This window comes from Mesorhizobium sp. WSM4822 (assembly GCF_055811155.1).
On sequence record NZ_JBVVQM010000015.1, the window covers coordinates 146,760 to 159,476 of the forward strand.

11 protein-coding genes and 1 pseudogene are annotated in these 12,717 nt (G+C 60.3%); 8 read left to right on the forward strand and 4 right to left on the reverse strand.

All coding sequences use genetic code 11. The annotated features are described in order from the left end of the window. Positions 1-20: 20 nt before the first annotated feature. Positions 21-380 (forward strand): DUF922 domain-containing protein, encoded by a 360-nt coding sequence (locus AC0L3E_RS29000; RefSeq protein WP_473606227.1) that lies wholly within the window; start codon positions 21-23, stop codon positions 378-380. A 165-nt stretch (positions 381-545) separates the two neighbouring features. On the opposite strand, the gene AC0L3E_RS29005 is transcribed toward AC0L3E_RS29000, so the two are convergent. Further along, positions 546-1,346 carry a heparan-alpha-glucosaminide N-acetyltransferase gene (locus AC0L3E_RS29005; protein ID WP_473606228.1) on the reverse strand — a complete coding sequence of 267 codons (801 nt, stop codon included), beginning with the start codon at positions 1,344-1,346 and terminating at the stop codon, positions 546-548. Continuing rightward, positions 1,336-1,656, reverse strand: a pseudogene (locus AC0L3E_RS29010) (hypothetical protein); the annotation flags it as partial. The pseudogene AC0L3E_RS29010 and the gene AC0L3E_RS29005, both read right to left, overlap by 11 nt. A gap of 1,049 nt (positions 1,657-2,705) precedes the next feature. On the opposite strand from AC0L3E_RS29010, the gene AC0L3E_RS29015 reads away from it, so the two are divergent. The 3 genes from AC0L3E_RS29015 to AC0L3E_RS29025 all read left to right on the forward strand — a co-directional run bounded on the left by AC0L3E_RS29015 (position 2,706) and on the right by AC0L3E_RS29025 (position 5,831). Continuing rightward, positions 2,706-2,861: a hypothetical protein gene (locus tag AC0L3E_RS29015; protein ID WP_473606229.1), complete on the forward strand. Its 156-nt coding sequence runs from the start codon at positions 2,706-2,708 to the stop codon at positions 2,859-2,861. Between the two features lie 23 nt (positions 2,862-2,884). Further along, the gene (locus tag AC0L3E_RS29020; RefSeq protein ID WP_473606230.1) at positions 2,885-3,469 is read left to right on the forward strand and encodes a DUF922 domain-containing protein; all 585 of its coding nucleotides are present in this window, start codon (positions 2,885-2,887) and stop codon (positions 3,467-3,469) included. Positions 3,470-3,551: 82 nt separating this feature from the next. Further along, a complete protein-coding gene (locus tag AC0L3E_RS29025; RefSeq protein WP_473606231.1) occupies positions 3,552-5,831 on the forward strand; it encodes a heavy metal translocating P-type ATPase in 2,280 nt (759 codons plus the stop codon). Positions 5,832-5,867: 36 nt separating this feature from the next. Here the strand turns inward: AC0L3E_RS29025 and AC0L3E_RS29030 are convergent, their stop codons facing one another. Beyond that, a complete protein-coding gene (locus tag AC0L3E_RS29030) occupies positions 5,868-6,776 on the reverse strand; it encodes a LysR family transcriptional regulator (RefSeq protein ID WP_473606232.1) in 909 nt (302 codons plus the stop codon). A gap of 99 nt (positions 6,777-6,875) precedes the next feature. Between AC0L3E_RS29030 and AC0L3E_RS29035 the strand changes: the two genes are divergently transcribed. From AC0L3E_RS29035 to AC0L3E_RS29050, 4 genes are read left to right on the forward strand one after another with little or no spacing between them, the layout of a single operon-like run. Then, positions 6,876-8,111, forward strand: coding sequence for a trans-sulfuration enzyme family protein (locus tag AC0L3E_RS29035; RefSeq protein ID WP_473606233.1), 1,236 nt, complete (start codon positions 6,876-6,878; stop codon positions 8,109-8,111). Further along, positions 8,108-9,130: an amino acid ABC transporter substrate-binding protein gene (locus AC0L3E_RS29040; protein ID WP_473606234.1), complete on the forward strand. Its 1,023-nt coding sequence runs from the start codon at positions 8,108-8,110 to the stop codon at positions 9,128-9,130. The genes AC0L3E_RS29035 and AC0L3E_RS29040 overlap by 4 nt, the downstream gene beginning before the upstream one ends. Positions 9,131-9,155: 25 nt before the next feature. Next, positions 9,156-10,301: an amino acid ABC transporter permease gene (locus AC0L3E_RS29045; protein ID WP_473606235.1), complete on the forward strand. Its 1,146-nt coding sequence runs from the start codon at positions 9,156-9,158 to the stop codon at positions 10,299-10,301. Next, positions 10,298-11,410 carry an amino acid ABC transporter permease gene (locus AC0L3E_RS29050; protein WP_473606236.1) on the forward strand — a complete coding sequence of 371 codons (1,113 nt, stop codon included), beginning with the start codon at positions 10,298-10,300 and terminating at the stop codon, positions 11,408-11,410. The genes AC0L3E_RS29045 and AC0L3E_RS29050 overlap by 4 nt, the downstream gene beginning before the upstream one ends. A gap of 142 nt (positions 11,411-11,552) precedes the next feature. Here AC0L3E_RS29050 and AC0L3E_RS29055 read toward each other — a convergent pair whose 3' ends face one another. After that, entirely contained in the window at positions 11,553-12,485 is a 933-nt protein-coding gene (locus AC0L3E_RS29055) for a transglutaminase-like cysteine peptidase (RefSeq protein WP_473606237.1), read from the reverse strand. Positions 12,486-12,717 lie beyond the last annotated feature (232 nt).

A 12,717-nucleotide genomic window follows, 5' to 3' on the forward strand; every position in this document is an offset into this window, starting at 1 on the left:
ATTGAGGGCGGTGTGGGTTGATGAAGCGCGTGTCGGACGAAGCCGTGCGCACGGTCTGGAAGACCTACTACCGTGACCTCAAGGACCATGAGGATGGCCACAAGGCCATCGCGGTCGACGCGGCCGAACGGATCGACAAGATCACCCATCAAGCCACTGCGCCTGGACCCTGCAACGCCCTCAACCAATCACTGGACACCACCGCCCTCCGTTCGGACTGTGCTCGGAAAGCGGACGATCACGCGCCAAGATCATCGGGCATCACGGCAGCCTTGGTTCTTCTGCTGCCAATCGGTGCCTTGCTGGCGACGCCCGTTTCCGTACTGCCCGGCCCAGTCGTGACCGATCTCTTCGTCTCCGGCCTGATCGCGCTGCTTTGATTGGTGACGGAGGAGCTTCTGGTCGAAGCGAAACCGCCGGATCGCCACTGGGTAAGGGCGACGTCCTTCGCGGCGTTCCGGCGCTGCTTGTGCTGGAGGAACTGGCCCGATGATCGCGACCGTGCGACGCTGCCTCATTGTCGACAGATGTCCCCACTCCTCGGTTCAATCCTGCAACACCTGCGCCAGGGTGACGATGACTACCAGCAGCAATGGCTGGTGCAGAAGGTAGATCGCCAGGCTGTGTCGGCCGAGCCATGTCAGCGCAACCGCTGTCGGCCCCTGGGGCGGATAGGTAGGCAAGCGCCGGTCGATGCCGCGCGCGAGCGCCCATTTCGTCGCGGCGACGCCGATGAGCGTGAGTCCCGCCCACGGGAAGATCGGGACGTAGTCGTTGCTGGGTGGGGGGTAGGTCGAGAATCCTACCCATGCCAGCCATATGCTGTCGAAGGCCGTCGAATGCAGGAAGAACGGCAATGCGACGCTCACAACTCCCACCGCAAGGCTTGCCGCGGCGGGAACGCGGAGGAAGACCACGCCGATCAATGTCGCAACCGCAATTGCGTGCAAGATGCCGAAGTAGATGAAGGCGCCGGGAAAGGCCAGGAGCGTCGCGACCGTGATCGCCACCGCCGAAGCGACAATGACGGCGATCCTGCGCACGAAGGCTCGCCATCCAACCCTCTCGCGGTGCGCCAGGACCAGGCTGACCCCGACGAGAACCATGAAGCTGCCAGCGAGAAAGTGCCCGAAAAGCAGCCATGCGGGATGTCGCGCGATCCCGGAGACGAAGCCGGTGAATTCGAGGTCCCAGACAAGATGGAAAAGAACGACTCCCGCGATGGCAATGCCACGTGCTACATCGACGGCAATCAGACGCCGCGAGGCACGCACAGCGCCGACCGCCGCACCGGCGTCACTTTTCATGTGGCCGACCTTGGCCGTGGGTGCGCTTTTAGTGGCCATGCGACAGCATACCTGCCATCCCCTTGCCCGAAGAAGATAGGACATCAACGGGGGACGGCGACGCCCCAGGCAGCTGCAACGCATTGGCCGTGACCAGAACCGTCGCGCCGGTTTCGGCGAGGATGGCGGGCCACAGGTCGGTAATGCCGGCGACGGTGGTCACCGGGAAGACAGCCTTCAGACCCAGCGCGGTGATAATATTCTGACGGATATTCGTCTTCGTCGTCAATGCGATCATCTCGGCGACGTCGACGATGCTGCCGTGCAGGCTTGCGGCGCCGCCTGTCCCAAGCACCATGTCGGTCCCACCCTGTAACGGCTCTGGATCACTTGTCTCAGCATGGCGTGATGCTTCCTCGGTCTTCGAAATTTGCGGTCTCTGGGGAGGAACCCTACATGCTTTTGCCGCTATAGAAGCAAATGGTTTCGTGTAGCGAGGTCTCCACCGGGGAATCTCGGCCATCTGCTGCCTCGCTGAGCATCCGTATGTGCGGGCCAGCCGGGGTGCACACCACCTCTAGCTGCTTCAGGATCAAGCAGTCTTATGTAGCGCCGCGCCCACCCACCAAGATCACGGCGAGGCGGGTGGCTGAGCGTTCCGGTTTGGACGTGGCGCTGAAGAGGAACTGGCGCTGGCACCCATCGCCGCGAGCACGATGGGGGTGTGATCGATATACTACTGACCGGACAAGTGCCCCTTCATGAGTGCATTGAATGGTCGCTGGTGCACGCTAGTAGGTATGTAAAGCTTGCCAACGTTCCCGGTGAAGGCAAAGCGACCGCCTTGGAGATCGGTGCGCGAGGGGAACCGTTTCGCATCAACCCATGCGGCGAGATGTCGGGGTGAGGTGGCGAAGCGGGGCCGCTAACGTCGCGCCTTCGAAAGCGGACTTTCCCGGAGCCTGTGATGTCGCGGTTCGAGAGAAAGGCGTAGCCTTTCCGCTTCGTTTGCCAAAGCCAGTTAACTCGATTTTTTGTAGATGCTCACAGGACACTCTGTTTCCTTTGGAGCTTTTCTTGAGCCACCGCGTTGGCGCACTGGTTTAAATGCGGTTTTAGGGCCAGGGAGCGTTCATTGAGCGTGAAAGCTGCGAATCCAGTCGTCGGACCTTCAAAGCCACGACTGCTTCGCGTCCTTGGTCCCGGGCTGATAACAGGCGCTTCTGATGACGATTCGAGCGGTATCGCCACATACCATGCTCCCAAACCGGAGCACAATTCGGGTGCGGACTCATCTGGACATGCTGTTCAGCTACCCGCTGATGTCGGTTGTGCAGGAAATAAGCGCGCATCGGTCGCACCCTGGGCGCCGCCGCCAACATCAGCAACATTGGCACCGATCTGGGAGTCATATCGTCTGTGCCGGTGATTTCGGTGGTGATGCTGCTGATGACTGCACGCAAAGACGTTATGAGCGATGTAACCGTCCCGTTGGCCATGCGCTTGGTCGGCTGGCTCGCAACTGCCGTGATGGCCGCGGCAGCGGTGTTGATGATCGTCCAGCTGTTCTGGTAGAAGACATGCAAAGGAGAGCGACCTTGAAGACCCAAATCTCAAAAAGCATTCCGATCAGATACGCAGCCATGGCAGCCGGCATTGCTGCCCTTGTCTATGCCGCGCCTGCTTCGGCAGAGGTGAAAGTTGAAGTTAGCCAGTCGACTTATGAATTGCGCGGCCTGAGCCGTGAAGCAATTCACGACGACTTGCATCGCGTCGGCAAGAAAGATGGTGATGGCGTGATTGAGGGTGAGGTTGGCGATGAGATGTCGTGGAAGTTTACGTTTGTGGCCGAAGGCAATTCCTGCCGCGTCACTTCCGATGTGATCACGCTCAAGTTGAGTGTCACGATGCCGGTGTGGATCGATGAAGCACGTGCGGACGAAGCCGTGCGCACGGTCTGGAAGACCTACTACCGTGACCTCAAGGACCATGAGGATGGCCACAAGGCCATCGCGGTCGACGCGGCCGAACGGATCGACAAGATCACCCATCAAGCCACTGCGCCTGGACCCTGCAACGCCCTCAAGCAATCACTGGACACCACCGCCAAGCAGATCTCCGAGACGGCCGAGGAGGCCCAGGATAAGCATGACGCCAGCGCGAAGCCATTCGCGCTGGAATAATCGCTCGAGACGTGCATTTTGTCCTTGTTCCTCTAGCTACTAGAGAGTGTAGCTTCCTCCGAGATTGTAGGAGCTTGAGATCATGGCCGCATCGGCAGCACAAACCCGTTATCGCGTCGAAGGCATGGACTGTGCCGCATGCGCCACCAAAATCGATACGGCGGTTCGTCGGATACCTGGCGTGGAAGATGTCAGTGTGTCGGTCACTGCCGGGACCATGACTGTCGATCACAAGCCTGACAGCGATCTCGCGGCCATCGAAAAGAAGGTCACAGGGCTCGGCTACACGGTGGCACAACTCAAGGGCAAGGCGAAGGCGAAGGCCGAGCCGGCTGCTGCGGACCATGACCATGATCATCACGACCATGACCATGCCGGCCACGATCACGCGGACCATGATCATGATCACGCCGGTCACGATCACGGCAGCGAAGATCACCATGACCACGAGGAGGAGGTCGCGGGCCTTCATGGTCACGACCACGCTCCCAGCTCGGGTCCGTGGTGGAAGAGCCCGAAGGGCCGGCTGACCATTGCCTCCGGCGCGGCGCTGGTGGCCGCGTTTGCTATTCACTATGCGTGGCCGCCGTCCGGCGTCTGGATCTTCATCGCGGCCATGCTGGTCGGCCTCGTGCCGATCGCCAGGCGCGCCGTCATGGCAGCGCTCGCCGGCATTCCCTTCACCATCGAAATGCTGATGACCATTGCGGCGGTCGGCGCCGTTATCATTGGCGCCGGCGAGGAAGCCGCCACCGTGGTGTTCCTGTTCCTGGTCGGTGAACTCCTGGAGGGCGTTGCCGCCGGAAAGGCGCGCTCGAGCATTCAGGCTCTCACGAAGCTTGTCCCTAAAACCGCCTTCGTCGAGGAGGACGGACAGACCCGCGAGGTGCCAGCCGAAAGCCTTGAAGTCGGTTCGATGATCCTGGTGCGGCCGGGTGACCGGATACCGGCCGATGGCGACATCACCGATGGCGAGAGCGCGATCGACGAATCCCCCGTGTCGGGCGAGAGCGTGCCGGTGCGCAAAGGCGTCGGTGACAAAGTTTTCGCCGGCACCATCAATGGCGACGCTGTGCTGCGCATCAAGGTCACCGCCGCATCCGCCGACAACACCATCGCGCGCGTCGTCAAACTGGTCGAGGAGGCCCAGGAAAGCAAGGCGCCGACCGAACGGTTTATTGATCGTTTCTCACGCTGGTACACGCCTGGCGTACTTGTGGTCGGGGCCCTGGTCGCGGTCGTGCCGCCCCTGGTGTTTGGCGGCGCCTGGAACGAGTGGGTCTATAAAGGCTTGGCTCTGCTGCTCATCGGATGCCCCTGCGCCCTGGTTATTTCCGTACCGGCGGCAATCGCCGCGTCCCTCTCGTCCGGCGCCAGGCGCGGACTGCTGATGAAGGGCGGGGCGGTCCTTGAGGGGCTGGGCAAGATTACCGCCGTGGCGCTCGACAAGACCGGAACGCTTACGCTCGGCAAGCCGCAGGTGACCGACGTGATTTCCTTTGGCAGACCGCAGGCGGATGTGCTGCGTCTGGCCGCCGCGCTCGAAACCGGATCAAGCCATCCGCTCGCCATTGCCATTCTGGCGAAGGCCGCGGCCGACCAGGTGAAGGTCCCGGCCGCGTCCAAGGCGCAGGCTCTTGGGGGCAAGGGGGTCAAGGGGACCGTGGAAGGCGCCGAGATTTTCCTGGCATCGCCGCAGGCGGCAGACGATGCGGCGAAACTCACCAGCGAGCAAAAGTCTCAAATCGCGGCGCTCAATGACGAAGGCAAAACCGTTTCGGTCGTTCTTGTCGACAACAAGGCTGCGGGCGCCATAGCCATGCGCGATGAACCACGTCCTGACGCACTGGCTGGCCTGAAGGCGCTCACGGATTCCGGCATCAAGACCGTCATGCTGACCGGCGACAACAAGCGCACGGCTGCCGCGATAGGCAAGCAACTCGGCATCGAGGTCCGCGCCGAACTGCTGCCAGAGGATAAGCAGCGTATCGTTGGCGAGTTGAAAGGGCAGGGGCTCATCGTCGCCAAGGTCGGCGACGGCATCAATGACGCGCCAGCACTGGCTGCCGCCGACGTCGGCATAGCAATGGGCGGTGGTACCGACGTCGCGCTGGAGACCGCGGATGCTGCCGTTCTGCATGGCCGCGTGGGCGACATTGCCGGGATGATTGCGCTGTCGAAAGCAACCATGGCCAATATCAAGCAGAACATCACCATTGCCCTCGGGCTCAAGGCGGTCTTCCTGGTGACGACGGTGGTGGGCATCACGGGCCTTTGGCCGGCCATTCTTGCCGACACGGGCGCGACCGTATTGGTGACCGCCAACGCCATGCGGCTGCTAAGATGGAAGGGAACTGTGTAGGCCGCAGCGACCGGTGCTCCGCTGGCGAACGGCATGCTAGGCTGATTTCGGTGAAGCCAGCCGAAATGCGTTTCTCTCATCGTAAAGCTGGGCCGTAAATTCGTTGACGAGGCGCGATGGAGACGCGCCTGGTGGTCGAAGGATCAGCGCGCGGAAATTGAGCTGCGGCTCGAATGACACAAACGCCAGTTGGCTCCTGAGCGCGGGATCGATGGAGAATGGATTGGCAATTCCAATGCCGGCTCCCTCGGCCACCAAGGCGATGACTGTGGCGGAGAATGGCGTATCGATAACGATTTTTGGTTCTACCCCGTCGGCGACAAACATCCGGTCCAAGGATTGCCGAACGGTATCTTCCGGCGAAAGCGCAATAAACCGTTCCTGGTGAAGGTCTGAAACACGCACCGAGGAATGGCTCGCAAGGCGGTGGCTTTTGGGAAGCACGCATACCGCGCGCGGCGTTGCAAAAATGCTCGAATGCAAGCCAGTGGTGTCGATCTCGTCGGCGGCCAAACCGATATCCACTTGTCCCGACAGCACCAGATCGCGAACGACGGACGAGGTTCTGATCTGCAGCGACAGATGAACGTTTGGATGATGTTTCAGGAATTGTGCGACTGCACGGGGAACCAGCCCCATGCCAAGGGCCGCCAGAGAGGCGACGCGCACGCTACCCGCACCGACTTCGCGAATTCTCAGGGCCGCTTGGCGCAGCGTGTCCAGGCCAATGAAGTTTCTCGTGACCTCGGCATGGAACAGCCGCCCTTCCCGTGTGGGGGTGAGTTTGCCCTTCACGCGCTCAAAAAGCGGAAAGCCGACGGTGCGCTCCAACTGTGCCAATGATCGGCTCACGGAGGGTTGCGATATCCCCATCAGGTCGGCCGCGCTGCTCGCGCCACCGCCGATCATTATGGCATGGAAAACCTCGACATCTCTCAAATTCATCGAAGAACCCTATAGCAAATCTGAATAGCGTTCCAACAAACTCGTCATGGCGTGAATTGATCAAGCATGGTTTCCTGAACGTACAAAGCAGGAAGCAGCATGCAAAACGAGACCCTACATATTCATCCCCCTTCGGTCGACGAAGCTGAATTCGGCGGGTTGACGCTTCCGATCCATCGGGCTTCGACAATCGTATTTGAAACCGCCGAGGCCTTTGAATCCCGTCATGAACGCATCTATGACGGCTACTCCTACGGCCTCTACGGCACGCCAACATCGAGAGCGCTGGAGGTTCAGATCGCTGCGCTCGAAGGCGCTACGCGCGCTTTGCTGACGCCGTCGGGTCTGTCGGCGATCGCTCTTGTCTGTCTGGCTCTGGCAAAGAGCGGGGATCGGGTTGCGATGCCCTTTTCCATGTATGGTCCGGCACGATCCCTGGCGGCGAGATTGCTCACGTCTCTCGGCATCGAAGCCGTCGGCTACGACCCGGCGATCGGCGCCGGCATTGCCGACCATATCGATGAAAGGACCAAGGTCGTTTGGGTCGAATCGCCGGGATCGGTGACCTTCGAGGTTCAAGATGTCCCAGCAATCGCCGTCGCCGCACGCCGCGTTGGCGCCGTGGTGGCCGCTGACAACACATGGGCGACGCCTATCCTGTTCAACGCGCTTGCCCACGGTGCCGATATTTCGATGCAATCGCTTTCGAAGTATGCCAGCGGCCACTCTGATCTGCTTATGGGGTCCCTTGCGGTGCGTGACGAGGCCTTGTTCCGGAAGCTGAAGGACACAGCGCGGCTACTTGGGTTGGGCGTGAATTCGGACGATTGTTTTTTGTGCGCACGCGGGTTGAAGACGCTCCCGCTTCGTCTGCGCCAATCGGAGCGCTCGGCGCTGCAACTGATTGAGGCGTTTCGACACCATGCGGCGGTGACGCAGATTTTGCATCCCTCACTCCCTGGTCATCCGGGCCACGCAATCTGGAAGAGAGACTTCGACGGTTCGAATGGCGTGTTCGCGCTGGTCCTTGCCAAAGCGACGGCGGCGACACTGCAGCGCGCATTCGCGTCGCTGCGATTTTTCAAGATCGGCGCCAGCTGGGGCGGGGCGACCAGTCTGATCGCTCCCAGCGATCCTCGCGACAACAGGCCCGACCTGGATTGGCTGGCTTCAGGCCAAGTCGTTCGATTATCGGTAGGGCTCGAGAGCGTCGTCGACCTTGTTGAGGATCTCGATGGGTTTTTTTCGGTGATTGCCGGCGCAGAGCCGGCGCAAACGGAACGAAACACCGGCTTCAAGCACAACAACACGTCCAATCCAGAGGTGACAAAATGAACCGCAGGCTATCCGCAATAATAGCCTTCCTCGCCGCGTCGGTCCTGGCACCCGCGAGTGCATTTGCCCAGCAGACTGTCGATCAGATCAAGAAGCGCGACTATGTCTTGTGCGGAGCAAGCCAGGGCAACAGCGGCTTCTCAGCGCCCGACGAGAAGGGCGTATGGCAGGGTCTCGACGTGGATACATGCCGGGCAATAGCGGTTGCAATTCTTGGCGATAAGGAAAAAGCGCGCTTCGTTCCGCTCAATGGAGCCCAGCGTCTGATCGCGCTGCAGACCGGGGAAATCGACGTTCTTCCGCGGACGACCACATGGACGTTGCGGCGCGACGGGAACGGGTTGAATTTCACCTTCCCCAACTACTACGAGTACGATGCGTTTATTCTGCCGAAGAGCCTGGGCATTACCGAGTCGAAACAGATGAAGGGAGCCTCGGTCTGCCTGCAATCGGGCTCGACAACGGAGGTGACGCTCGCCGATCTCGACCGGAAATACAGTTTAGGATTGAAGCCGGTGTTGTTCGACAACGTTCCGGCGACCCGTCAGGCTTTCTTCAGCGGGCGCTGCGATGCCTTGATTTCTGATGCATCGGCGCTGGCTTCGGCCCGCGCTACCCAGGCCAAAAATCCGGACGACTATGCGATCATTGCGGCAAGTGGCCACTACGAGGCGCTGGCACCTGCTGTCCGGCATGGCGACGACCAGTTCTTCGACATCGTAAAATGGTCCTTTCAGGCGCTGATCGCCGCCGAGGAACTGGGCATCACCCAGGCAAACGTGGATGAAATGCTGAAGTCGGACGATCCGAAGATCCAGCGCTTTCTCGGTGTCGAGCCGGGCAATGGCAAGGCGCTCGGACTGGACGAAAAATGGGCTTACAACATCGTCAAGCAGATAGGCAACTATGGGGAAATTTTCGACCGCTATGTCGGCAAGAACAGTCCAATCAAGCTTGACCGCGGCTACAACCGGCTGGCCCGTGACGGTGGCCTGATGTTCCCGTTGGTCTTCAACTGAAAAAGCGAAACGCAAGAGCAATCCGATGGGCCGGGTCTGGAACGATGCTCGTGTTCGTGTCTGGCTTCTCCAGGGCGTCATCCTGGCGGGTTTCGGCGGCATGGTTCTCTGGCTGACACTGAACACGGTCGAAAACCTGGCCCTGCGGGGGATCAACACCGGTTTTGATTTCCTGACCAGCGCGGCACGCTTTCCTCTCGCCGAGTCATTGATCGCCTACGACCCGACATCGTCGTATTTGAAAGCCTTTTTGGCAGGCCTTCTCAACACTCTGTATGTCTCGGTCGTGGCGATCACTATTGCTACGATGGTGGGCGCTTTCATTGGCATCGGCCGGCGCTCGGCAAACCCCATCGTAGCGGGCTTGGCGGGAGCCTATGTCGAGACCTTCCGCAACACCCCGCTCGTTGTGCAACTTCTGTTCTGGTACGGACTTCTTACCTTGGCAATGCCTGCACCGCGTGCCGCCATCGAGCCGGCTCCCGGCGTATTCTTGTCCTTGCGCGGCCTGTTCTTCCCTTGGCCGGTCTGGAGCCAAAGCCTCCTGGCCCTGCTGGCCATTGGGGCAGTGGGACTGCTGGCGTGCATTCTCAACGCGGTGCTCTCGAGGTCGAGCGATCGCCTGTTCGCGCACCGATCACGGAGACTGTTCGTGATCCTGCTGGCAACGGCGGCAGCGGCCGCTGTCTCGATAGCGACTGGCGACCTCCAATTCGACAGACCTGCGCTCGCAGGCTTCAATTTCCAGGGTGGCGCAACACTGACGCCGGAGTTCACGGCGCTGATGATCGGTCTGGTGCTCTATACGGCTGCTTTTGTTGCCGAGATCGTCCGTGGCGCCATCGGCGCCGTTGCCAACGGGCAATGGGAAGCGGGACGAGCGGTTGGCCTGCGCGAGCGGCAGATCGTGCGACTGGTGATCCTGCCGCAAGCTTTGCGGATCATGGTGCCGCCGATGACAAGCCAGTTCCTCAATGTGGTCAAGAACACCACTTTGGCGTTGGCCGTCGGCTACCCGGATTTTGCCGCCGTCGTGGCGACGACAATCAATCAAACCAGTCAGGCGATCGAGGGAGTGGCGATCCTGATGGTGGTCTATCTCTCCATCAGCATCTCCATATCGCTGTTCATGAACTGGTATAACGCTCGTGTCGCGCTGGTGCAGCGATGACTGCGACGAGTGAACGGTTCGCCACGGATTTGGTCCCGAGAGAGGATTTGACGGTGCGCCCGCCTCAGGCGAGGAAGCCGGCGTGGCAGGTGCTCTTCGGCGATGCCGCGAGTGCGATCCTCACCCTGGCAGCTGTGGCCTTCCTCGTTCTGGCCCTGCCGAAGTTGATCCGATGGGGCATCGCTGATGCGGTGTGGGCTGCCCCGGACGGATCTGCATGTCGGGAAGCCAATGGCGCATGCTGGGCATTCTTGCGGGTCAAGTATCGCCAGATTTTGTTCGGAATCTATCCGCTCGACCAGCAGTGGCGTCCGCTGCTGGGATCGGTCCTGGTCATGACACTGGTGGCGCTCAGCCTTCATCCCGCCAATTGGCGGTGGTGGCTCGTTGCAGCATGGATTGCGGGCACGGCCATGTTCATCCTGCTCATGGCCGGGGGCGCCTTCGGGCTCGTTGCGGTCCCCACATCCGCATGGGGTGGACTCCCAGTGACTCTGCTGCTCGCAGTATCGTCACTTGGCGTCGGGTTTCCTTTCGGAATTGTGCTGGCACTCGGTCGCCGCGCTACATTGCCCGTGCCCCGGATTTTGTCGATTGGCTTGATCGAAGTCATTCGTGGGCTGCCTCTCGTCAGCCTTCTGTTCATGGCGTCGATCATGCTCCCGATCATGCTTCCTGATGGAATGACCCTGGATAAGCTGGCGCGTGCATGTGTCGCTCTGACCGTGTTCTCGGCAGCCTATATCGCCGAGGTCGTGCGCGGTGGCTTGCAGGCGGTCCATCCGGGCCAACAGGAGGCGGCGCGCGCTCTCGGGCTGTCATGGCTTCAAACGACCAGGCTGATCGTTCTTCCGCAAGCCCTGCGCAGTGTCATTCCACCGCTCACAAACACGATCATCGTCATGGTCAAGAATACCGCTCTCGTGCTGGTCGTCGGGCTCTTCGACCTTCTGAGCGCGGGGAAGGCATCTCTTGCCGATCCTGCCTGGCCGAGCCCCTTTGCCGAAACCTATCTGTTCATCGCAGCGATCTATTTTCTCATCTGTTTCAGCATCTCCAAATACAGTATTTTCCTTGAAACACGTTTTGGCAATCTGACGCGCTCATGACAGTCCAAGGCAGCGCAGCGCCACGGCTGTGTTCTGCAGCGCCGGCCGCTCCGTTGCTCCTGGCGCCGCCGCCGTTCGACAGGTGTAGTGCCTACACGGGTGGACTGCCTCGCTCACCTCATTCGGCAACGTGTCCTTCATCTCAGGGGTACTGCGAACCTTCGCCAGGAGCGACTGTCGCGAAGCCGCCCTCGATGGTTGCTGTCTGTGCCCCGCCTGATTTCGAGCCATGGATCCAGGCGCGATCGGTACTGAAGGAATACAGGGGCAGGTAATCGGGAAGATCTCTGTCCTGCGAGACGGTGTTGCTCAGGTTGTCGAGAATGAATGTGCCGGTGGCGGTGTTTACCGACAGCACTGCGTGAAAGAATTTTCTGCGGCGATCTTGAAGAACAACGACGGCCATGCTCTGCGCTGGAATGCCGGCCCGAAGCAGGGCCGTCATCTTGAGGATGGCGAAATCCTCACAGTCGCCGGCACGCTGCTGGAGGATTTCTGACGGCTTGGCCCAATAGTCGAATGAGGCGTAGACGACGCTGTCCTTCCGGTATGCAATCGCCCGATTTATGCTGCTGTTGACGAACGATAGCTTCTCGCTGAATCTCTTGCCTTGGGCCGTCTCGACTATTTTGGCAAAAACGGTGCTCGTGCGCTCGCAGGCGCTGTCCGCCGAGCAGTCGACGATGGCGCGATAGACGGGCGCCCAGCGCGCCGACGCAGGAAAGTTGCGCATCGCTAATGCGACCGACCCGAATACGCCCGGCATGATCGTTGCCGTCTGAATGGGGTCTGTTTCGAGATCGTCTGGCGCCGTTGAAAGGCCAGCCCGGCTGTCCGCGGTGGCAACACCATAGTCGCTCTTGTAGACGGCGGCAGGCTGCCAGGCCAGAAACCTTTCCAGCGAAACGCCGCCAAGATGAGATGGTGCTTCGACTTTTTCCGACAATGCACCAGTGGCGGCGCCATCCCCGGAAATCGCATTTGCCATTGTTGGCTGTGATATGCCGGTAAGGCCGATTGCCAGCAAAAGCACCCTGAGCCCGGTGGATCCTAGGACAGTTCCTTGTTTTTTCATCGCGCCCTCCTTTGACGGGGGACGCTACCAATCCTGTCTCAAATTACTGGAAAGGAACGTGGATAACGTTATGGCAAATAGCTCTGTGTATTTTATGATCCAGATTTACACTTTCATTTACCAAGCAACGGTCGTTGGTCGGGCACATGCGTTGTCTGGCGAGACAATGGTCATGCTGCGAAACCCTCGGGCCATTCCATAAGGAAGGCCCTGGCCAAATGCCGACCCCAAC

Excerpts from the sequence above, each read along its gene's own strand:
- AC0L3E_RS29000 (WP_473606227.1), top strand. The coding sequence starts at position 21 with ATGAAGCGCGTGTCGGACGAAGCCGTGCGCACGGTCTGGAAGACCTAC.
- AC0L3E_RS29005 (WP_473606228.1), bottom strand. The coding sequence starts at position 1,346 with ATGGCCACTAAAAGCGCACCCACGGCCAAGGTCGGCCACATGAAAAGT.
- AC0L3E_RS29025 (WP_473606231.1), top strand. The coding sequence starts at position 3,552 with ATGGCCGCATCGGCAGCACAAACCCGTTATCGCGTCGAAGGCATGGAC.
- AC0L3E_RS29030 (WP_473606232.1), bottom strand. The coding sequence starts at position 6,776 with ATGAATTTGAGAGATGTCGAGGTTTTCCATGCCATAATGATCGGCGGT.
- AC0L3E_RS29035 (WP_473606233.1), top strand. The coding sequence starts at position 6,876 with ATGCAAAACGAGACCCTACATATTCATCCCCCTTCGGTCGACGAAGCT.
- AC0L3E_RS29040 (WP_473606234.1), top strand. The coding sequence starts at position 8,108 with ATGAACCGCAGGCTATCCGCAATAATAGCCTTCCTCGCCGCGTCGGTC.
- AC0L3E_RS29045 (WP_473606235.1), top strand. The coding sequence starts at position 9,156 with ATGGGCCGGGTCTGGAACGATGCTCGTGTTCGTGTCTGGCTTCTCCAG.
- AC0L3E_RS29050 (WP_473606236.1), top strand. The coding sequence starts at position 10,298 with ATGACTGCGACGAGTGAACGGTTCGCCACGGATTTGGTCCCGAGAGAG.
- AC0L3E_RS29055 (WP_473606237.1), bottom strand. The coding sequence starts at position 12,485 with ATGAAAAAACAAGGAACTGTCCTAGGATCCACCGGGCTCAGGGTGCTT.